15 protein-coding genes and 5 pseudogenes are annotated in these 21,285 nt (G+C 68.5%); 11 read left to right on the forward strand and 9 right to left on the reverse strand.

Features of this window, described 5'->3' with window-relative positions; translation table 11 throughout:
- Positions 1-299: 299 nt before the first annotated feature.
- Positions 300-3,299 (reverse strand): BTAD domain-containing putative transcriptional regulator, encoded by a 3,000-nt coding sequence (locus ABZ567_RS20610; RefSeq protein WP_360791924.1) that lies wholly within the window; start codon positions 3,297-3,299, stop codon positions 300-302.
- A gap of 493 nt (positions 3,300-3,792) precedes the next feature.
- On the opposite strand from ABZ567_RS20610, the gene ABZ567_RS20615 reads away from it, so the two are divergent.
- Positions 3,793-4,056 (forward strand): hypothetical protein, encoded by a 264-nt coding sequence (locus ABZ567_RS20615; RefSeq protein ID WP_360791926.1) that lies wholly within the window; start codon positions 3,793-3,795, stop codon positions 4,054-4,056.
- Positions 4,057-4,096: 40 nt separating this feature from the next.
- Positions 4,097-4,381 (forward strand): hypothetical protein, encoded by a 285-nt coding sequence (locus ABZ567_RS20620; RefSeq protein WP_360791929.1) that lies wholly within the window; start codon positions 4,097-4,099, stop codon positions 4,379-4,381.
- Positions 4,382-4,801: 420 nt separating this feature from the next.
- On the opposite strand, the gene ABZ567_RS20625 is transcribed toward ABZ567_RS20620, so the two are convergent.
- Both ABZ567_RS20625 and ABZ567_RS20630 read right to left on the reverse strand, forming a co-directional pair.
- On the reverse strand, positions 4,802-5,251 hold the full coding sequence (locus ABZ567_RS20625) for a DUF2254 family protein (RefSeq protein WP_360792322.1): 450 nt from the start codon (positions 5,249-5,251) through the stop codon (positions 4,802-4,804).
- 179 nt (positions 5,252-5,430) lie between these two features.
- Positions 5,431-5,623, reverse strand: a pseudogene (locus tag ABZ567_RS20630) (hypothetical protein).
- 279 nt (positions 5,624-5,902) lie between these two features.
- On the opposite strand from ABZ567_RS20630, the gene ABZ567_RS20635 reads away from it, so the two are divergent.
- On the forward strand, positions 5,903-7,234 hold the full coding sequence (locus ABZ567_RS20635) for a hypothetical protein (RefSeq protein WP_360791932.1): 1,332 nt from the start codon (positions 5,903-5,905) through the stop codon (positions 7,232-7,234).
- A gap of 108 nt (positions 7,235-7,342) precedes the next feature.
- On the opposite strand, the gene ABZ567_RS20640 is transcribed toward ABZ567_RS20635, so the two are convergent.
- Together ABZ567_RS20640 and ABZ567_RS20645 are read right to left on the reverse strand one after the other, a co-directional pair.
- Positions 7,343-8,656: a cation:proton antiporter gene (locus ABZ567_RS20640; protein WP_360791935.1), complete on the reverse strand. Its 1,314-nt coding sequence runs from the start codon at positions 8,654-8,656 to the stop codon at positions 7,343-7,345.
- Positions 8,653-9,738: a DUF2254 family protein gene (locus ABZ567_RS20645; RefSeq protein ID WP_360791937.1), complete on the reverse strand. Its 1,086-nt coding sequence runs from the start codon at positions 9,736-9,738 to the stop codon at positions 8,653-8,655. The genes ABZ567_RS20640 and ABZ567_RS20645 overlap by 4 nt, the downstream gene beginning before the upstream one ends.
- 349 nt (positions 9,739-10,087) lie before the next feature.
- Here ABZ567_RS20645 and ABZ567_RS20650 point away from each other — a divergent pair.
- The 3 genes and pseudogenes from ABZ567_RS20650 to ABZ567_RS20660 form a co-directional block, all read left to right on the forward strand.
- Positions 10,088-10,460: pseudogene (locus tag ABZ567_RS20650) on the forward strand (tyrosine-type recombinase/integrase); the annotation flags it as partial.
- A gap of 66 nt (positions 10,461-10,526) precedes the next feature.
- Positions 10,527-10,893, forward strand: a pseudogene (locus ABZ567_RS20655) (transposase family protein); the annotation flags it as partial.
- A 19-nt stretch (positions 10,894-10,912) separates the two neighbouring features.
- Positions 10,913-11,863 carry a DUF1214 domain-containing protein gene (locus tag ABZ567_RS20660; protein WP_360791940.1) on the forward strand — a complete coding sequence of 317 codons (951 nt, stop codon included), beginning with the start codon at positions 10,913-10,915 and terminating at the stop codon, positions 11,861-11,863.
- 126 nt (positions 11,864-11,989) lie between these two features.
- On the opposite strand, the gene ABZ567_RS20665 is transcribed toward ABZ567_RS20660, so the two are convergent.
- Positions 11,990-12,268 carry a hypothetical protein gene (locus tag ABZ567_RS20665; protein ID WP_360791943.1) on the reverse strand — a complete coding sequence of 93 codons (279 nt, stop codon included), beginning with the start codon at positions 12,266-12,268 and terminating at the stop codon, positions 11,990-11,992.
- 576 nt (positions 12,269-12,844) lie between these two features.
- Positions 12,845-13,264, reverse strand: coding sequence for a hypothetical protein (locus ABZ567_RS20670; RefSeq protein WP_360791946.1), 420 nt, complete (start codon positions 13,262-13,264; stop codon positions 12,845-12,847).
- A gap of 597 nt (positions 13,265-13,861) precedes the next feature.
- On the opposite strand from ABZ567_RS20670, the pseudogene ABZ567_RS20675 reads away from it, so the two are divergent.
- Positions 13,862-14,372 (forward strand): annotated as a pseudogene (locus tag ABZ567_RS20675) (transposase); the annotation flags it as partial.
- 641 nt (positions 14,373-15,013) lie between these two features.
- Positions 15,014-15,883 carry a hypothetical protein gene (locus ABZ567_RS20680; protein ID WP_360791948.1) on the forward strand — a complete coding sequence of 290 codons (870 nt, stop codon included), beginning with the start codon at positions 15,014-15,016 and terminating at the stop codon, positions 15,881-15,883.
- Between the two features lie 57 nt (positions 15,884-15,940).
- Here ABZ567_RS20680 and ABZ567_RS20685 read toward each other — a convergent pair.
- A pseudogene (locus ABZ567_RS20685) lies at positions 15,941-16,375 on the reverse strand (serine/threonine-protein phosphatase); the annotation flags it as partial.
- Between the two features lie 126 nt (positions 16,376-16,501).
- Positions 16,502-16,894, reverse strand: coding sequence for a DUF87 domain-containing protein (locus ABZ567_RS20690; protein WP_360791951.1), 393 nt, complete (start codon positions 16,892-16,894; stop codon positions 16,502-16,504).
- A 384-nt stretch (positions 16,895-17,278) separates the two neighbouring features.
- Here ABZ567_RS20690 and thrS point away from each other — a divergent pair, with 384 nt between their 5' ends.
- The 3 genes from thrS (at position 17,279) to ABZ567_RS20705 (ending at position 21,132) form a co-directional block, all read left to right on the forward strand.
- On the forward strand, positions 17,279-18,505 hold the full coding sequence (thrS, locus tag ABZ567_RS20695) for a threonine--tRNA ligase (protein WP_360792324.1): 1,227 nt from the start codon (positions 17,279-17,281) through the stop codon (positions 18,503-18,505).
- 1,227 nt (positions 18,506-19,732) lie between these two features.
- Positions 19,733-20,611, forward strand: coding sequence for an alpha/beta hydrolase (locus ABZ567_RS20700; protein WP_360791953.1), 879 nt, complete (start codon positions 19,733-19,735; stop codon positions 20,609-20,611).
- Positions 20,612-20,628: 17 nt separating this feature from the next.
- A complete protein-coding gene (locus ABZ567_RS20705) occupies positions 20,629-21,132 on the forward strand; it encodes a hypothetical protein (protein WP_360791956.1) in 504 nt (167 codons plus the stop codon).
- Positions 21,133-21,285: the final 153 nt, after the last annotated feature.

The raw sequence follows: 21,285 nt of genomic DNA on the forward strand, positions 1-21,285 counted from the left end.
GAGACGGGCGCGGTCCTGGACACAGTGCACGGTGCCCTCGATCGTCACGGACAGCCGGCACTCCGCCTCCCGGAGAGCGACGTCGACGAATGATTCGTCGCGAGGAGCCCAGGGGCGGGACGAACTCCATCCGTACGGGTTGCCAGGATCGGGCTGAGCACGTCAGGTTCTGGAACGGAATCCCTGCGCGGGATCGCCCAGGAGCACGGCTACACCCCGCGGGACTGGGATGCGCCACAGTTGCACGGCACCCTTGTCGTGGCACCCCTGGCGGACGCGCGTGATCTATGACGGTCGGTTCAGCCAGCGGCTTCCGCGAGATGGCCGCCCAGCCTGCGCCGTGACGCGGTGGTTGCGGGGCTCAGGCCGGGCGACAGGCCCAGAGAGGCGCGAAGTGCTGCCGCTTCGTGACGCGCCTGGTCACTGAAGCCTTGCTCCTCGTGGATATCTGCGAGGACGTCGAGCGTACGTGCGGTCCAGTAGGGGGAATCGATCCGGTTCCAGATCGCCAGCGACTGCCCGATCGCCTCCATCGCAGCGGTGCGACGTCCGGCGTGCAGGTGCAGGTCGGCCAGGGAGCGCAAGGTGATCGCCTCGCCGAATCGTTCACCGAACCGACGATAGGCGCCCAGACAGCCGTCCAGGATGGTCTCGGCAAGCTCTGCGTCGCCGTGAACGTCGGTGAGATGGCCTAGCCACTGCAAGGCGTGCACTTCGCTGACATGGTTTCGCTGGGTTGCGGCCATGCGCTGAGCCAGTTCCAGCCGCTCCTGGGCGGCGTCGAGCCGACCGACGGCGAGCTCGGCGAGGCCGAGGCAGCGCTGTGCCGAGAATTCGCCCATGGGATAGTCGATGATGCGCGAGAGGGTGAGAGAGCGTCCGAACGCGGTTCGCGCGGCGCCGATTTCGCCACGCTCCATATGGACCGTGCCAAGCGCACACAGTGCGTAAGCCTCCGCGCGTGCGTTGCCAGTCGTCCGGGCTCCGGAGATCCCCCGCTCCAGGCTCAAGGACGCCTCGCGGTATCGGCCTCGCAGCCGCAGCAGGACGCCGAGGCCCACGGCAGCCGCGTGCTCACCCGGGTCCGGTTGCCCGCGTTGCACGTAGGCATCCAATGATCTCTGGAAGCAGGTGATGCCCTCGGTATAGCGGTCCTGGGCGGTGTTGAGTTCACCGAGCCCTCGGTAGATGACGGCTTCACCGAGCGTGTCACCCGCGGTTTGGGCGGCAGCCAGCGCCGCTTCGTGGGTCTCGCGCCAGTCGTCGAAGTGGCCCGCTGACTCGAAGTAGTCAGCGAGGGCGGCGGCGAGCCGCCAGGCTGTGCCGGGATCGGCTTGGCGCACCAGCGCGGACAGCGTGGTGCGCTCCGCGCTCAGCCAGCCCAGAGGCTCAGCCAGCAGACGGTCGGAGTCGTCCGGCTGCCACGGGGATGTCAGAGTAGGCACAGGCAAGGCGAAGCCCGAGGCGAGAGAACGGTCGGCACGCTGAGCAAGTGTCAGATACGCGATCCAGACTCGGGCGAGCGCGGCGGCCTGCTCGTGCGGCGGTTCGTGTGCGGCGGCCTGTTCCTGTGCGCACAACCGGACGAGGGTGTGCATGCGAAAACGCGGTTCGCCCGTGGCGTCGGCCGCAGCGACCTCCAGCAGGCGGTTGTCGACGAGGGAGTCCAAGGCGCGTTCGGCCTCCGCGAGCTCGCAGTCGAGGAGCGCGCCGACAACCCAACCCGGAACGGCAGGGGCCGACAGCACGCCGAGCAGCCGGAAGGCGCGCTCCGCGCTCGAGTCGAGAGCCTCGTAGCTCAGCGAGACGCTGGCGCGTACCTCCAGATCTCCGGCGATCAGCTCATCCAGGCGCCGACGCTCGTCCGCGAGCGCGTCTGCGATGCGCTCGGGGGAGAGATGGGAGCGGGTGGCCAGCCGCGCGCCGACGATGCGCAGCGCGAGCGGCAGATTCCCGCACTGGCGGGTGATGCGGGCGGCGGCGTCGGGGAAACGCCGTGTGCGGTCGTCCCCGACCGCGCGCGCCAGGAGTGTGAGCGCCTCGTCGTCGGGGAGGAGGCCCAGGTCGAGGCGGAGCGCCCCCTCCAGGCCTGCGAGTCCGCTGCGGCTGGTGATGAGGGCGGCGCTGTGGCCCGTGCCGGGCAGCAGGGGGCGCACCTGTCGTTCGCTGTAGGCATTGTCGAGGACGACGAGTACACGGCGGTCGGCGAGTTCTGCGCGATAGCGCCGGGAGCGTTCGTCGAGTCCCTCAGGGACGGCGGCGCCGCTTACCCCGAGGGTTCCCAACAGGGAGAAGAGGATGTCGCCGGGCTCGGCAGGATGCTGGGCGGAGGTGCGCAGGTCGGCGTAGAGCTGGCCGTCGGGAAACGACTCGCGCCGCAGATGCGCGGCATGCACGGCGAACGAACTCTTGCCGGCCCCGGCTACACCCGTGACGACGGCGATGCGTGGCACGCCCACATCGGGATTCTCGAGGAAGCCGAGAACCCGGTCCAGATACGTTTCGCGCCCAACGAAGTCCGGGATAGCGGGCGGAAGTTGGCAGATGGTCCTGGTTCTCTGGCGCTCGGCGTCGTCGAGTACCGTGCGGAGCGCCTCCTGCAGTCGGGCACCCGGCGCGACACCGAGTTCATCGCGCAGGAGACGCCTGGCCGAGGCAAACGCGTGCACTGCGTCGGAGCGGCGCCCCGAGCGGTGGAGCGCGATCATCAAAGTGGCCCACAGCGATTCGTGCAACGGCTGCTCGGCGAGCAGTGCGCCCAGCTCCGCTGCCAGTTCGCCATGCATGCCGGCGGCCAGTTTGGCTTCAGCCAGAGCCTGCCGGGCTGTCAGCCGCTCCTCTTCCAGACGCGCGGCCTCAGCCAGCACCGACGTCGTGGGCGGTACGTCACCGAGCGCCCGTCCGCGCCACAATCCCAGAGCTTCGACCAGAGCGCCGACAGCCTCGTTCGGGCGGCCGTCGGCCAGCGCGGCCCGGCCGGCGGCCGCGAGAACGGCAAACTTGCCGGCGTCCGTCTCGCCGGGGCTCACGGAAAGCTCGTAACCCCCGGACCGAGTGAGCAGGGCGCCCTCGGCCGTCCCCAGGGCCTTTCGTATCCGGTGCACGTACACCTGGAGGGACTTCACGGCCGAGCTGGGAGTCCGATCGCCCCACAGTTCGTGGATGAGCGCGTCCGCGGACACGAAGTGGTTGGCGTTGATGAGCAGGAGGCTCAGTACCGCTCGCTGTTTTGCGGCATTCAACGGAGTCCATTGCCTACCGTCGAAAACATCGAGCCGCCCGAGGATTCGGTAGCGCATCACACCGCCCCGTCCGCGGTAGAAAGTCCGGCCGCCCGGGATGCCCGCCGACGACGAAGCGAGCATGCCAAGTCGCGCCGCCGTCGCGCAACCACCCCGACACTACTGCTCGGTAATACAGTCACCGCTTCCGTGAACAGGCAGGAGACCGTCCATGGAACCCTTCTGCTCGGACGCCGTCGCCAGTGCCTGGCAACGGATGTCGCCACTCGCCGTCACGGGCGCGGTGGCCCAAGCACCGGCCAGGGCAGATCGACGGGTCGAAGCAGCAACCGTTACGCAACCACCGCGCAGCGCCTCTGTTCTAGAACGTGACCTGCGAACCCGAGGAGGACAGCCCGCACGGATTCGGTCCGTTCCGTTCTCCCCGCGACGCATCGTGGGCGTAGCCCTTTGAGAAGTAGATCCACGCAATTCATCAGATGGGAGCATTCGCGTGAAAAGGAACATCCGACGGGTCGCTGTGGCCTGCGCTCTGGTTGCCGGTTCCCTCGTGGTTACCTCCCCGGCCGCGCACGCGGAGCCCACCACGCCGGAGCACGCCGTCATCGTGTGCGACAGCGCCAGCTTCTTCGCCAATTACGACAGCGCGAACGGCCCGACCGGCTTGAAGCGCACCCTGCAGCGCGGCAACAAGGTCGGGCACACCCGCGGCGCCCACCCGGTGTACAACGGCTGGGCGGCGACGTTCGACTTCGGCCCCAACGACTGGGGATACGTCCGCAATGAATGTCTCGGCGGCTTCGGCTCCTGGTAGACCCCATGTGCCCTCTCCCTCCCCCTCGAAGGAACCGTTGATGAAACGAACCGCTCTGCGAGCCGCCGCCGTCTGTGGCCTCGCGCTCACCGCCACTCTCACCGCTACACCCGCCCAGGCCGCGAATGGCACCGTCGGCGAGCGCGAGACCGTCTGCGCCACTGATCTCTTCGTCCGTGTGACCGCGCCTCACGGAGCCTGGATGGGCACGCTCTACAGGGGTCAGACGTTCCTCGTCGAGAAAGTGAACGGGGACTGGGTCTACGGCTTCGCCTACGGTGACATCAACAGGCGAGGCTGGGTCCAGAACGGATGGTTCTGCTGACCGGTGTCGTAGCTCGCGGCCCACCCGGCGACAGCATGATCGGTGTTGTGCCGTGCGGCCGGCTCCCGCCCGGTTCGGCCACGCCCGTAGCGCGTTCGCCGCGAGCTCGTGGCCGAGCTGCCGGTCGGGTGACGTCCCAGCACTTGGTCCCGGTCTCAGCGGGCCGGGGGCAACGTAGCCCGGGATCGCCGGTTGCCCAAACCGGCGATCCCGCGCGTCACCAACCTCCTCGTTTCAGTCCGGGTAGGCTGAGCTGGCCTGACTGGCATGGGCCGTGACCGTCGCCGGCTGGGCATGGTTGGGGCCCGGCGCTCGGGTCCGGTGCTCCGGGGTTCCCCGGTTGGGGATGGCAGAGGTAGCGCGGCGGTTCAGGTTGCTGGCCCAGGCAGGGCCGTGAGGCAGGCGAAGGCGTTCGCCAGCTCATGCCCAGGTGACCGCCGCCCGCAGCGGCGGAAGTGGCCGGTCGCCGCCCGGCTCTGTCGTCACGCGGGCACCCCCGGGGGCATACAGAGACTGAAGAGTGGCCCGGCCGCGCTCGGTCACGGAATGAAGGACTGGCGCGAGCTGGATCGACGCGAAGGCCCGCAGCTGTAGGACGCGCAATAACGCCAACATGACCAGCAGCAAGACACCGGCGACGACAGGCACCACGATCGTCACCCGGACGCGGGTCCCGATCGTCCGCGCCGCGGTGAGGCAGAAGACCGCCAGGCTGATCGCGAACGCGAACGTGCGCCACACGATCGGGGCATTGCGGAACATGGTCAACCGTGGCGTGAACGTGGTGTGCGCCCACTGCACCCCCAGGAACAGCAGCCAGAAGATCACGGCCGTCACGCCGAGCACGCCGAAACCCAGTCCCAGCAGCATGTCGTTCACCGTTCACCTGCGCACCCGACGCTTGCGGTCGGGACGACCAGCACGACTCCCTCAGCGACACGACCACGCATCCTGCGGCCTCCACGAGCACACCCCCGCCGTCCACGCCCTCACTGGCCGGCGCGCCCGCCGTGGCCCGCGGGTCGCCTGAACGGCTCACACGAAGAGGTTCAGCCCGGAGGCTGTCGCATCTCCAGCACGTGCAGCCCGAGAGACTGGAAGCGCAGGAGCAGCCCGCACAAGTGGGCTTCGTCGTCGCACTGCCGAAGAAGAGTGTCTGTTCCGGTGCGCAGATGCGCTCGGGGTGGAGGTTTCGGCGAGGGCGTCCGAAACGACGCCGGCGATGCGGAACTCGTAGCGCATACGAGCACTTCTCTCGGACCGAGGCGGAGGCGAGGGGTGGCCGAGGCGCGGTTCTGCTGCCTCTTTCTGCCATGGTCCGTGGCCTGTGAACGTCCCCACATCGCCCGGCTTGCGTAGCGGCGTGCCCTCCGTGTCAATGCCGGGACCTCGGCCGAAGGTGACGCACCGCAGGCGGCCTGCGTGCCGCATCTGCCGTTCACCCCCACGGTCACTGAGCGCTCGCGCGTGACCGCGGTCGGGGTTTTGCTGGGATCGCACCGGCACACGAGAGGTCGCGCCATGCCGAATGAGGGATCAGCGGGCCCCAGGGGGGACGAACGCTCCGAGCTGGAGCGCCTACAAGCACGCATCACCGCTTTGGAGGCCGACAAGAAGGCTCGGGCTTCCCGTCACCGGTGGCGGTCCTTCTTCTCCGCGCTGCTCATCGTCCTCGGCTGCATCCTTGCCCCGCTGGCCGTCGTCGCGGCCTGGACGGCGGACGAGATCGGCGACACGGACCGCTACGTCGACACGGTCGCCCCACTCGCTTCCGACCCCGACATCCAGGCGGCCGCCGCGAACCGGGTCACCGACGCGGTGATGGAACACATCGACCTGCCGACCCTCCTGGAGGCAGTGGCGCCGGCTGACCGGCCGCTCGCCGAGAAGGCGCTCGGCAAACTCGGCGACTCGTTGGAGAGCGCCCTCCGCAGCTTCGTCCACGACAAGTCGCAGGAGATCGTCTCCTCCGACACCTTCGAGGATTTCTGGACCGATGCCAACCGCCGGATCCACTCGGCCGTCGACAAAGCCCTGACGGGCAGCGGCGGCGGCGCGGCGAAGATCAACAACGACTCGGTCACCGTCGACCTCGGCCCGGTCGTCGACCAGGTCAAGCAGCGCCTCATCGACGACGGAATGACCGCGGCCGCGAAGATCCCCGAAGTGCACACCGACTTCACGGTGCTGCGCGCCGACGACATCGGCAAGGTCAAGACGTACTTCCGCATCCTGCAGATGGCCGGGTTCTGGCTGCCCGTGCTCTCTGTGCTGCTCATCGCCGCCGGGGTCCTGCTGTCCGCGCACCGCCGCCGCATTCTCGTGGTCGCCGCGCTCGCCTTCGCCTTCGTCATGCTGCTGCTCGGTGGAGGCCTGACCCTCTTCCGCGTGGCATACCTGAACGCGCTTCCGGACACCGTCTCCCAGCCCGCTGCCGAGTCGGTCTACGACGCGCTCACGCGCTACATGCGCACCCTGGTCCGCATGGCGGTGACGCTCGGCGTGGTTGTCGCCCTGGCCGCCTGGCTGAGCGGGCACGGCCGACGGGCGACGTTCGTAAGGCAATCGTGGCATTCCGGCATCGGCTCCGTCCGCTCCACCGCCGACCGCGCGGGGATGCGCACCGGACCGGTCGGACCGTTCATCCGGCGCCACCGCACATGGATCACCTGGGTCCTGGTCGGTCTGGCCGTACTGACCTCCATCCTGTGGAGCTACCCGACCGCCCTGGTCATCGTCGGCATCGCACTGGTCTGGCTCCTCTTGATGGCCCTGGTGGAGTTCCTCGCCGGGAACCCGGAAGAAGAAGACGCATTGCCGGCCGACGTTCCGGCGGGGCAACCGACCAGCTGAGGACGGCGCGTCAGGTCGTCGCGTTCCCCGGCAACAAGATGACCTCCGTCGGACTGCTGGACGACGAAGACATCGACGAAGCCGGTTCCACGCTGGAGCCGGCCGGCTTCACGTCTCGGGCTGGTCCAGCGGGCCGAGCCTGCGGCGCCCGGGGGTCTCGAGTACGGGTGTGCCCTCGCGCAGGTCGCTGGTCGTGGCCGCGGTCTTCTCATGCCAGCGGCCGTACCGCTCGGCGAGGAATACGGCCGAGGCGCCGTGCAGCAGGACGCTGAGGCCGACGGTGATCGCGACCACCCTGCCCAGCAGCTCCACCCCAGGCACGTGTTCCTCCACTACGAGCAGCGCCAGCACGACGGACGCGAGACCTCGTGGCCCGAACCATCCGATGTACGCCACCGTGGGCAGCCGCAGCCTGCTTCCGGCCAGGGAGAGGGCCACAGGCACCATCCGGACAACGGTGAGGCTGAGCACTGCGTACAGGACGAGCCGCCAGCTCAGATGCTCCAGCGCTGGGCCGAGCAGCACCGCCCCGAAAACCAGAAGGCTCAACGACGCCAAGAGCCCTCCGAGGTTCTCGGCGAAGTCGGCCGTACGGTCCGGGCCTTCCACCTCGCTGCCGGTCCGGAAACGGCGCATGGCGAATCCGCAAGCGAATCCGGCGACCCAGGCGGCGATGAAACCGCTGCCGTCCGTCAGGACAGCGAGTTCGTACGACGCCCCCGCGACAGCCAGCAGGTAGACCTGCCGCCACTCCCGAGTGGCCCATCCCCGGACCCGGGCCCACTGCAGCAGCCGGCCGCCGAACCCGCCGATCAGTAACCCCAACGCGGTGCTCAGCACGAGTGCGCGCCAGAAGACACCCGCCACGCCCTCTTCCGCGTAGTGCGTGCCCGGGATGGCTGCCAGGAACAGGAGGAAGAACGGCAGCGTCATGCCGTCGTTCAGGCCGCTTTCGACATTGAGTCCCTGACGTACGAGCGCCGGCACTCGGGGATTGGAGATGGCGGTTTTTCCGAGGGCGGCGTCGGTAGGGGCGAGGATGGCGCCGACGAGTGCGAGTTCCCACATCGTCAGCCCCGGCAGCAACGGCCAGGCAAGGAGCCAACCCGCCCCGATACTCAGTGGCAGTCCGAGGCTCAGCAGACGGCCGGGCACAAAACCGCCGGTCTGCAGGTCCCGTCGGCGGACCGTCATGGCATCGGTGAACAGCACAAGTGCCAGCGTAATTTCGAGAAGCAAGATGATCGGTGCCGCGTCGTGCTCAAGGTCGACGAGGTCGAGCAGGGCCGGCCCGAGGAGGATGCCGCAGCCGACGAACACGATCGCCGACGACAATGGCGTCGAGGACAGCCGACGTGACCCCAATGCGTATGCCGCGGTGACGCCCGCCACCGCCACACCGGTCCATGCCTCACTGCTCATGTCCTGCCCTCCAGGAGATCCGAGGTCGCCTTCACGCCGCCAAGGCCCTGCCGGTCCGTGCCTTCCGCGACCGAGGCGAAGAGAGGATCGGGGAAGGACCGTGTCAGCCGGTCCAGTGCGGCTACGCGCTCCTCCAACGGAGCCGTCCGATCTGCCGTAACCGTCGCGGCCGCCTCCGTAAGCAGTGCGCGCATGCGGCGGACAACCTGCAACGATCCCGCGCCGTACTGCAGGATTTCGTCCAGCACGAGGCTCACGAGCTCCGGCCACTCCGCCGCGGGCCGGGTCAAACGGGGCACGCCGCTGCCGTCGAGGATCACCGTCCGGCCGACGGGACGGTGGGACAACCGGACCAGCGCGTCCTGAAGGTGGTCCAGGACTTGAACCGCCGTGGTCTGGTCGTTGACCGCCGGGGACAGCGCCCGAATCGCCATGTCAACCAGCAACCGCAGGCCGTAGGCGGGGTCCTGGTCGATGACGCGAGCGCGGCCGACACGGACACATGCCGCCAGGCGGCGCAGTCCCAGCCGTACCGCGGCCCGCAGCAAGACGACTGTGTCCATGACCACCAGGAGGATCGCCAGGGCTACCGACAGTTGTGGCCCGTCGGCCGTCCGGGTCTGCGCCAGCACGATGAGCGCGTACACCGCAGTGCCGATCAAGAGGCCCACATGTGCCAGCGATCGGCCGAAGTGCCGGACGACGCCAATCAGGCGGGGCGACATGTTCTGGACGGTCTGGATGACAAGAGTGACGGCAGTGATGACGAAGCCGGACAGCGTGATCATCCCGCCGGAGATGGCCGCGAGGGTCGCCTGTGCCGTCGCCACCTCGTAGTTCAGGCCTGGCGACGGAACGGCCCTCTCCCAGTGCGGCATTCCCAGACCCAGCACGCTCAGGGCGGCCACCGCAGCCACCCCGAGACCCTGATCGCGAAATCGTGCCGCGCGCCCCCAACGGGACTCGGGCATAGGGCCACGCGCCTTCACCGCCTCACCCAGCACCTCATTACGGTAGAAGCCGAGCCGGGCCGGCGCGCTTCCGCCGCAGGAAACCGACCACGTCTCGCTCGTATGGCCCACGGCGTCGGAGATTTCGCTCTGACACCGTCAGCGGTCGCCCGCCCGCAGCTCGGGGGCGACGAACGGCCCGTGTACCCGTGCACGCTTGTCCGCCGAAGCGGCACCTCGATACGTGCACCGCCTTCGACAGACAAAAGGGCGACGGCCACGCGTTTCCCGAGACGTCTCACCTCGCCCGGCTCGGCCGCACGAGCCGCGCCCGCCAGGGCATCTGCCAGAAGGAAGTAGCCCCTGAACAGGAAGGGCGCCTCCCTCCACACAAGAATGTCGCGGACCCCAGTAGCCATAACCTGTCGCCACTTCGAGGACAGCCCGGGCCCCTGGCCGTCGACGACCCTGATACGGGAGCTGGACCGTCCGCAGGCAGACCACCCCGGCCCGCGGCGGGCTCGTCGACAAGGCCACGAAGGGGCAAGCGCGCCCAAGGTGCCCCTCATCGAAGGAGTACGACCGGTGGTCGCCCAGCGCCTGCTCGCGGCCGGTGACAGCCCAGACGCCCGACTCTTCTTCGGCCATGGTGGCGGACGGATCTCCACCGCCGCCTGCGCGACACAACCCACTGGGACGACGTCGTCACCGAGCTCGGCTTCGAACACCTGCGACGACACGACCTGCAGCACACCGGATCGACGTGGTTCGCAGACGCCGGAGTCCCCCTGCACGTCCTGCACAAGATCGCCGGGCACGGCTCGCCAACCACCACCCAGCGCTACCTACACCCCTTCCTGGTCCCCAACTTGTCCCCAAAAACGATCTAAAGGCCGTATCGGATGCTTCCGCTACGGCCTCTGACCTTCGTAAAAGCGCCCGCGCTGCCCGGCCGCACCCACGACCTGACCGCCGCCCGCACCCACCGCATCATCCGAATCTGCGAACGGCCAGGGCGTTCCCGTCCTCGCCGACCACGCCTACATCGGAGCCGGCCCCTGGGTGACCACACCGATCAGACGGCTCCCGAACCGAGACCTCACCACAACCCGGCGAACGATCAACCGAGCCCTGTCCGCAGCGCGAGCACCGGTCGAACGAAGCATCGCGTGACTGAAGTCCTGGCGAATCCTCCGCAGCGCCCGCTGCAGCCCCCGAGCCATCGCGTGTCGAGTGATCACCCTGTGTTGCCGTAGCCGTGCCCTCATGCCAGGATTCCGACAATAGAGGCTTTTAGGAGCATATGATGTCGAAATCTCTCCGAGTGAACGTCGACAACTTCGTACGCGCCGAGACCGACAGAATGTTCAACGACCTCCAGCGGGCAGCTGGCGGCGTGAACCGCTGGTCCCACAACCGCACCCCCACCCCCATCGACCAGCAGCCCGTCATCCGGATGAACCGGGACACGCTCTACAGTTTCGCGGTCGTCGACATCAGCCGCGGCGCGACGCTGAACATCCCGGACCCCGGTGATCGCTACATCTCGGTGATGGTGGTCAACCAGGATCACTACATCAACCGCATCTTCCGCGAGCCCGGTGAGTACGAGCTGACCGTGGAGGAGTTCGACACTCCCTTCGTGGTCGTCGCCCTGCGCGTGCTCGTCGACCCCTCCAGTTCCGACGACTTGGCCGCCGTCGGCGAGCTGCAGGACAGGTTCGAGCTCACGGCCGTGTCGGACCACCCGTTCGAACCGGCCGGCTACGACGAGGAGAGCCTCACCGCCACCCGCCAGGCCCTGCTCGAACTCGCCAAGGGCCTCAGCGGAGTGGAACGCGCCTTCGGTACGCGCGACGCCGTGGACCCGGTACGCCATCTCGTCGGAACCGCCGCCGGGTGGGGCGGCCTGCCTGAAGCGGAGGCGTCCTACATCACCGTCAACCCCGGTTTGCCCGCCGGTGAGTACGAACTAACGGTCCGCGACGTTCCCGTCGATGCCTTCTGGTCGATCTCGCTGTACAACGCGGACGGATTCTTCCAGGCCAACGACCGGGATGCCTACAGCGTCAACAGTGTCACCGGAGTGCCCGATGACGACGGTTCGATCACCGTCCGTTTCGGAGGCTGCGCGGACGGCCGGGCCAACTGCCTGCCCATCATGGAGGGCTGGAACTACCTGGTCCGGCTCTACCGCCCCCGCCAGGAGATTCTCGACGGCTCCTGGACCTTCCCCACCATCGACGCAGGTTCATGACGTTGCGGGCCGGTGCCGGCCTGCATACTCCGCCTGTCGTACGGTCGGCTGACGGCCTTCGGCTTCCCGCGCCGCTGCTCCAGCCCGATGCGCCCCGCGGGGATGCCGGGTTCACCGTGGGTGGTCTCAGCTCGCTTCCCGCCCAGGGTCGGTCACGATTTCGGTCCACACCGCAGGGAAGCGTTCGGCGAGCTCGCTTTCGACCCAAGCCAGGCGGCGGGTCAGGGCCTCGTCGCGAAACGTGTGGCTGGCGCACAAGTGCTGGAGCAGACCTCGCAGGCGGAGGAATACAGCCGGTGAATTGGCCGCGGCGATGATGTCGTCGAGACTGCCGCGCAGGAATGCCTCCCCGTCGGGGAGCCGCATCAGCACCCGCGCCACCCCCTCGGGATCGGTGATCCGCATTCAACCCGCGGTCTCCCGTTCCGGCCCCGGCGCGCCGAGCACGTCCTGAAGGCAGTCCACGTCACGCACCCAGCGCCGTATCCCCAATCCGGTGAGTACGAACTTACTCCCGAGGAGTTCGACACCCCGGTCGTCGTCGTGGCTCTGCGCGCGGGCCGAGCATGCGGCGCACGACAGTCTTGGGTACAGGTGTGGCCTCGCGAAGGTCGAGAGTTGCCTGTGCCGCCGCTGCCTCCTAGTCCAGGCCGCCGGAGGAATGACCTGTGCCCAGTGCGGCATCCCAGACCCAGCACCGCACACCCAGTGCGACCGCCGCGGCCCCCCGAGTGTCGCGTCGTCCCCTGCTGGGGACCCGGCCGTGCCCTTGACGGGACTCAGGCACAGGGGCCCGCACACGCGCCTCGCCGGCTCACCCACCTCGTAACCGTAGAAGCCGGGCCGGGCCCGCCTGCTCATGACACAGGGAACCGACCGCATCTTGCCCGCATGGCACGACACCGTCGGCGCAACGTCACCCCGTGCAACGTCTCTCAGTGCGAACAAACCTTCGCTCTGGCCCTCTCAGCGGTCGCCCGCTCACCGCCCAGGAACGACGAACGGCCCATGCACCCGTTCACGCTTGTCCGCCGAAGTAGCAACCTCGATACGTGCACCGCCTTCGACCTCCACGGAAGTGACGACCACGCGCTTCCCGAGACGTCTCACCTCGCCCGGCTCGGCCGCACGATCCGCGCCTGTCAGGGCATCTGCAGGAACAAAGTCACCCCGGTACAGGAAGGGCGCCTTCCTCCAGACAAGAACGTCACGGACCCAGTAGCCATAGCCTCGCCGCCATTTCGCGGACAGCCCTCGTACCTGGCCGTCGACGACCCTGATCGCTCCCTTGAAAACGCCCGGCTGACGGCTGATCCAACGCCGGCGCGTCAGCACAACGAGCAACAGAACGACGACCAGGATCAAGTCGACACCCAGCACAGCGAGCAGCGCGAGCACCATGCGTCCATCCTCTCGCGGTTGCGGCGGGACCGCCTTCCCGCCACACCTGATCACAGCCCTCCGACCAGACGACGACTTCATCGTCGAGGACCAGGCCGTACGGAAGCTGCGCCGCCGCACTGACGAGGGCGGGCAAGTGGCGCTCGATCAAGCTGCCGCGTCGGGACTGCAGGAGCACCGGCTCGCCCCGGGCCGGGGTGAACAGCAGTCACCTGTAGCCGTCGAACTTGGTCGAACGCGAGCCCGCCGGGCAGGACGCCGGGGCCGGGGAGGGCTCCCTGGCCTGGGCGAGCATCGGCTCCACCGGGGGACGTAGCACCAGGTCCTCGTTCCCGACAGGGAGCCGCGCCGCTCGGGGGCGGGCACGGCTCCCCGACTGTGGGGTCGCAACCGGCCCGGTCCTGTCAGCGGACGCAGCTGCTCCTCCCTGTCTACGGCCCGGACCGCCTCCGCGCGACCGGCGCCCCGCAAGTCGGTGACCAGGCTCCCTCGTACGGATGCTTCTCCACCCGTCGGCGAATCGGTAGAACCGGCGGATCCGTCGGTGAGGGCCTGCATATCGATGAACAGCACATCGCCGAACCCGGGCTCGTGGTTCCCTCCGGCGGGGTCAACAAGCCGGTCTGGCTGTGGTGGTCGGGCACCGGCGCCACCGCGGCGGACCTCGACCGCTGCTGGCGGTCCTTCCTGCGCAGATTCGACGTCGAGCACACATTCTGCCTGTTCAAGCAGACCCTGGGATAGACGAAGCCGAGGCTCCGCAGCCCCGAGGCCGCCGACCGCTGGGCGTGGCTGGTGATCGCCGCTCACACCCAGCTCCGGCTCGCCCGTCCGCTCCCCGTCGACCTGCGGCGGCCGTGGGAGAAGAAGGCCGAGCCGAACAGGCTCACCCCCGCCCGGGTCCGCCGGGGGTTCCGGAACCTCCACGCGAAGACGCCCTCCCCAGCGCGTCCACCGAAACCCGCCGCGCCCCCCGGCCGCCCGCCCGACTCCAAGAACCGCCGGGGGGCGCCACGCCACGACGTGGGGCGGGTCCTGGTCACGGGCGGAGGCCTACACTCGCCCCGCCCCCCACAGGAAGGGCACCGAGCCCCGCCGAACGCAATAGACGAGCAGCCGAGCCCCTCGTGCTGCCGCGATGCGCTCCATGGATCTTGAGAACCCCAGCGGACTGGTGATACGCCACGCGTATGCCTCGGACTGGTCCGTACTGGCCCGCATCGGCTCCATCGCGGCATCGGGCGACGAGGCGCGGCGCGCGAGTATCCGACGCTGGTGCGAGCAAGGCTCGGTCCTCCTGGCCGAGGACGCATCCGGCCCCTCGGGCTGCAGCGTGCTGGAACACACCTTCTTCGAGCAGGGCTTCATCACCATGGTGACGTCGCGCCCACCGCCCCCCGACAAAGGGTGGGCGCACGACTCCTCAAGGCCTCCGAGGCCGCGTGCACCAGCCCGAAGCTGTTCACCTCGACCACCGTCTCCAACCACCCCATGCAACTGCTACTGCAGCGCGTCGGCTGGAAACCGGTTGGCCTGCTCCACGGCCTGGACGAAGGCGATCCCGAACTCTTCTACCTCTGCCCAGGCGCCCAACCACACGGCCTGGTCGAGGCCGAAGGTTGCACGACAAGCTAAGAACTCGCGCAGATAGGGCGCAGACTCATGTGCCCGTTGGTGCTTCATCCGGTGTGCCCGCTATGCTCCGCCCCCACCGAAGCGGTGGGTGCAGAATCACTACGATGGGCGGCTGTGACGCAACCGCAGATACGGGATCTACTCGACGAGAGTCGCCGCGACTATCGGGACGACGGGCGCCCGCGCCCGGTCCGGACATACCTGTGGCACCCGCCAGTACCGTATGGCGACGCGCCGCCGGTGGTGCTGGTCTCGCACGGCACCGGCGGGGCGGCTCAGCAGATGGCGTGGTTGGCGGAGCCGCTCGCGGCGGCTGGCTTTCTGGCGGTCTCGGTGGACCACCACGCCAACAACCTCGTGGACGGCTACCTTCCACAGGGCTTCGCCTTCGAATGGGAGCGGCCCCGGGACTTGTCGTTCGCCTTGAGCGTGCTGGCGGCAGAGCGGCCGTTGGGCCCCGTGGGGGCGGCCGGCTTCTCCTCCGGCGGGTACACGAGCGCGGCCCTGGTCGGCGCCCGGCTCGACCGGGCGCTGTTGCTAGCCGTACTGGGCGGTCGAGTGCCGATTCCTGACCTGCCGGAGTTTCCGGGTCTGCTGGATGCCCTCCGCGCGTCCGTTCCGGACGAACAGCTGGTGCAGGCCATGGCGGAAGCAGACGGAGACCATGCGGATACCCGAGTGCGAGCGGCGTTCCTCGTGTGCCCCGCGATCGGCGAACTGCTCGCCCTGGAGAGCCTGACAGCGGTCGACCGGCCGGTGGAGATCCGATGGGGCGACGCCGACACGATCACGCCGCCGGAGGCGAACGCGCTGCGGTACCTGAACGCCATCCCCACCGCTGATGGCCGTTCGGCCGGCGCGGACGTGGAGCACTACCACTTCCTCAGCGACAACCCGGTCGGCGAGAGCACACGCCGTCAAGTGGCTTCCGAAGCGGTGAACTTCTTCCACGCCCAATTGAGGACAGAGCCCAGGAGAGCTTGATCTTCAAGAACTCGCCGCACGGACGGGCACGGATGACGCCCCGCCAGAACGGCAGGCGGTGAAGCGGGGGTCGGTGACGATGATGTACGCCAGCGCGTGCGCAGCCTCTTCGACCTGCTCCAGCACGTCCTGGGTGACGTGGGTGAGGTAGAGCTCCAGGATCCCGATGGCGTCACCGCGGTTGGTGACCGGGGCGAGCACCCGCTGCCCGCGCGCACCCTCCGACACCCGCACCAGTTTCTGGCCGCGCAGCACCTCGTCGTAGACACTGCCGAGCAAGGGGACCTGACCGGCGTCATGCCCCCGGCGCGGCGCTTTCTCCTCGTAGACGGGCAAGAGTCGTCGGCCGACGACATCGACGAACAGGAACGACACAGAACGCGCACCGAACCGCTCGCGCAGATAGTGCGTCACGACATCCAGGGAACGCACCGGCGCTGCAACCTCCGCCTCCGCCAGCACCCTCGCCAACCCGATCCGATCACGCCCCACCACAGCCTCCCTCGGTCACAGACTTCCTTCCCCCGCCCACCCCCAGGAATCACAGCCGCCGCGCATCCCTCACCTCCCCACGCCTCGGCGAGCGCGGCTGTGCGACGGGGTCGATTCACTCGGCAGCTAACAGGTGGCCGCCATGGCCCGCCAGGCCGAGGCCCTTGATGTGCCGGTGCTGACCGCGACGCCTTCCTGCGCGAGCCAGATCAGCGCGTCGTGGATCTCGCCGATGTCCCGGCAGTAGGTGACGCCGGGCACGCCGCGGGCCCAGGTGTGGGAGATCCGTTTGAAGTCCAGGACGAACGCGTGCGCGCCGTTGTGGATGAACTGGCAGGTGATGCAGCGCAGGATGGTCGACTTGCCACCGCCGGTGGCTGCGGAGATCAGGAGGTGCGGGGAGTCGGCGTCCAGGTCGACGGAGACCTTCTTCTTGCCCGCGCCGAAACCGATCAGCGGCGCCGAATCGGGCATCTTCGCCAGGATCTCGCGCACGCCCGGGTCGGACAGGCGCAGCATCTTGGGCGGGGTCTGGCGCTTTTCGACGACGACGTGGGTGTCCTTGCCCGCCCGGCGCCAGGTGAAGGAGACGTTCTCCAGGGCGAGCTTCTTCTTGATGTGGCGGCCTCAGCCCCGCCCCAGCGGAGACATGGGCCGGGTACGCCAACGACAGCTGGACCCACTACCTCGCAGCCCGGCCATGATGAGGAATGACCGTGTGGACATCGCTACGTCCTGCTAACGTCTGCGGCATGAAGCGCGCTGCTATGACGACGACGCCGGAGAGTGTCCCGGCGCGCTGACAGATGATCTGATCCGAAGCCCCGGGGCAAGTGCCCCGGGGCTCCGTCGTAGGCCCGGTCACTTGCTCCGCAACCAGCAAGGGAGACCGCGATGACCACCGTGCACGACCACCGCAAGCTCGGCCGGGAACTGAGCCTGTTCGACACCGACCCGCTGATCGGCGCCGGCCTGCCGTTCTGGCTGCCCGACGGCGCGGCCGTGAGGCACACCCTGGAGGAGTACATCCGTACCGCCGAGCGGCGGGCGGGCTACCAGCACGTGTACTCGCCGGTCCTCGGCAAGCGGGAACTGTACGAAATCTCGGGGCACTGGGCGCACTACAGCGACGACATGTTCCCTCCGATGGACCTCGGCGGTGAGCAGGTCGTCCTGCGGCCGAGCCTGTGCCCTCATCACGCGGTGATCTACCGTTCCCGCTCCCACAGCTACCGCGAACTGCCTCTGCGCGTGGCCGAACTGGGAGGCATGTACCGCTCCGAACTCTCCGGCGTGCTCGGCGGGCTGACCCGGGTGCGGGCGATCCAGCTCAACGACGCGCACATCTTCTGCACCCTGGACCAGGTCGCCGGGGAGGCACAGGCGGCGCTGGAGATGATCCGCCGGGCGTACAAGGCACTCGGCATCACCCCGACCCGGTACCGGCTCTCCCTCCCGGGCCCGGGCGGCAAGTACGTGGCCGCACCCGAGAAGTGGCAGCGGTCCATCGCCCTGCTGACCGACGTCCTCGACCGCTCCGGCCTGCCCTACGAGGCAGCCGAGGGAGAAGCCGCCTTCTACGGTCCCAAGATCGACGTCCAGGTCACCGACGGCGCCGGCCGGGAGTCCACCCTGTCCACCGTCCAGGTCGACTTCCACCAGCCCGAGCAATTCGACCTGCACTATATCGGCGCGGACGGCGCCAAACACCGCCCGGTCATGGTCCACCGCAGCATCATCGGCAGTGTGGAACGTGCCGTCGCCCATCTCATCGAACAGCACGGCGGTGCCTTCCCCGCCTGGCTCGCCCCTACTCAGCTGGTGATTCTCCCGATCTCCGACACCGAATTGCCGAACGCCGTAGCACTCGCCGAGCGATGCACCCATCTCGGGCTGCGTGCCCAGGTCGCGGGACCGGAACGCGGCAGCCTGGGCGCCCGTATCCGAGAGGCCCGCCTGGTTCCCTACCAAGCCGTCATCGGCGCCAAGGAGACCGCTGACGATCACGTCGCACTGCGCTTGCGTGACGGACGCCGACTCGACCCACAGCCGGTCAGCGACGTACTCACCCATATCAGTGCTCTCATCGGGGCCCACAGCACCGACCTGTGGGCGGACGCCGCCTCGTAACAGGCGTCGCGATCAGCTCCTGTTGCCGCCCGGCGCGAGGAGACTAGTGATTTTTGCGAGGGCGTCGGACGAGGGCTTGAAGTGACGGCGGACGTTATCCGGCTCCGGCCTTGTTGTGTCTCGACTTGGCCATCGGCATCAGCCTGCTGACTCGGGCCTCGCCAAGCTGGGCGAGGCCCGAGCGACGGTAGTCGTGTCGGGCCGTCCCAGCCTCTGCCCGGCAGTGGGCTCATCGCCAAGGGCGCGAGTCTGGGGTGACCGAATGGCGCACGGCCGACATACCACCTCTTCACCAGTGGAACAGCGGCGTCGAGGCGGCAGAGTACCGGGTCTGGGCGGAGACGCCAACGATGGTTCGGCCCGTCAACGACCTCGACTACAGCTCGGTCCCGACGGTCCCGCTCCCGCCGCCCTCAGCGATCGCTGAGGCGCTCGGCCTGCGCCGCCTGTCCGGCTGGGTCCTGCGGAAGGCTGGTCCTGGCCGTGGCCTCGCCCAGGGCATCGTCCGCGCTGTCGACTGCGCCGAGGCCCCGAACGATGCGCCCCGACTCGGCTGGAGCGCGCCCGGGAGGTCGCCGAGCAGCCGGGCGTCCGGCTCTGCTCCCTCTGCGCTGCTGCGGCCGAGCTTGGCCCCGTGCTCCGCGGTTTCGACCAACGCTTCAGTGACTGACCACAGACATCAGACACTGTGGGACACGATCAGCCGGCTCGTCAGCCCACCAGGCCTGACCTGCGGCAACGCCCGGCCCCTGTGACGGGGCGGGGAGGGGGTGATGGAGAAGTCCACGGAGGGGACTGCTCGTCCCGGTCTAGGGTCTGCTCGGGCTCGTCTGCGGTGCTCGCCGCAGGGCGCTCCTGAAAGGTGGGGCGGGTCCATCCCGCCATTCACTTCGTGCAGGTGCGGTCTTCGGCTCTCGCGTGACGCCGGTCTTGAAGAACCTCTCCGTCGTCACCGCATCGTGATCAGCCGGAAGGGAAGAGTTCTCCCCCGTCAGCAGCCCGACGTTCAAAGATCGCCAGAACACGACTCCTCACGGGCGGTCGGTAATTCGATGGCGGGCGTACCGGGCGGGACCTATGGTCTCGATCATGTACTCGCTCCTGCACAACTGGCAGTCTCTGCGCATCCGTTCGGTGTCTCGGACTCGGTGCTGACCCGAGCGTTCCGTCGGCACCTGGTCATCCGTGCACGTACACCGTTCGCCTCAGGATGACGAGGATTCCTTCATGCGTATCACCGCACACCCCACCTTCGTATTTGTTCCCGGCGGGTCCAGCAATGCCCGCGCCTGGGGGCCGTTGCAGAACGAGCTGGCCCTGCTCGGTCACCGTTCGTACGCCGTCGACCTGCCCGGTCACGGCGACCACGCCGACCACCCGGCCGTCTACTACCGCCAGCCGCAGGACCTTGCAGCACTGGCCACCGCGCCCTCCCCGATGCGCGGCATCACGTTGCGGGACAACGTGCGTCACGTGGTGGACGTCCTGCACCGGCTTGCCCCGTCCGGGCCCCTGGTCCTGGCGGCCAACAGCTTCGGCGGCCTGACCGTCACCGCCGTCGCGAACGCCGTGCCCGAACTCCTCGACCGTGTCGTCTATCTCTCCGCGGTCTGCCTCAGCGACTCGGCAATGGTCACCGAGAAGTGGGACGTCCTCGACAACAACTTGCTGGACGCCGCAGCAGCACACATCACCGTGCCGCACCCAGGGAATCAGGGAGTGGTACGGCTCAACTGGGGTGCCGCGCACACCGACTCCGTACTGTTCGCGCAGCTCAAGACCGCCATCATGGCCGATTCCACCGACCACCAGTTTCGGATGCTGCTCGACTCTATGGACCCGGACGAGAACTACGCGGTACTGGAGGAAGGCGCGGTGGCCCGGGCCGCGCAATGGGGCAAGGTCCCGCACACCTTCGTACGCCTCACCGAAGACCTGAGCATCCCCCCGGCCGTCCAGGACTACATGGTCCGCAAGGCCGACGAACTGACCCCGGAGAACCCGTTCGACGTCCGTACGCTGGCCACGTCACACGTCGGATACTTCAGCCGCCCACACCTCTTCGCAGCACTGCTGGCCGACCTGGTCCAAGCAACGCCGATGTAACAGATCCTCCCGACCGGGTGCTGATGCAGTTCGGAGCCGCGCGTCACCAGATGGTGGAGACCACGGTGCTGGTGAGTAATTTGCGGGAGAACTTCGATACGACCACACGCCTGCACGCCGAGTACTTCGGAGAACACCGCCCCACCCGCACAGTCATGGGCATTTCCGATCTGGCTGTCGAGACGCACAAGCGCGCCAATCTCCACGAGCTGGTCCGGCAGCGGCTCCTGCCTGCGGAAACGACGGTCCGGCGGCTACTGGCCCGCTTCGACGGCGACACGCTGGACCAGGCGGTCCGACGCTGGCTCGCCGACCGCCGCCCGAAGGTGACCGGGCTGCGCGGCCTCGCGGTGGACGGCAAAAGCCTGCGCGGCGCGGCCAAAGCAAACGGCCGCAAGATCCACCGGCTTGCCGCACTGGAGCATGCCACCGGCCTGGTCCGGGCCCAGCTGGATGTCGGTGGGGAGACGAACGAGCTCACCTGCTGGGCTCGGGGCTTGGGGAAGGGCGCGTCGTCGTAGGTGAGGGGCCGACGGTGTCGACGTCGAGGGGTCAGCGGAGCTTGTGAGGAGGGCGGTGAGCGCCGGCGAATAGAGCTGGGCGGCGCGCACGGTGCCGTTGGTGTCTGCGGGGAGGGGGCCGGGGTCGGCGCCGTCGACAAGGTCGCGCGCGGG

The sequence above is a fragment of the Streptomyces sp. NPDC016459 genome, from assembly GCF_040632845.1.
Classification (GTDB): domain Bacteria; phylum Actinomycetota; class Actinomycetes; order Streptomycetales; family Streptomycetaceae; genus Streptomyces.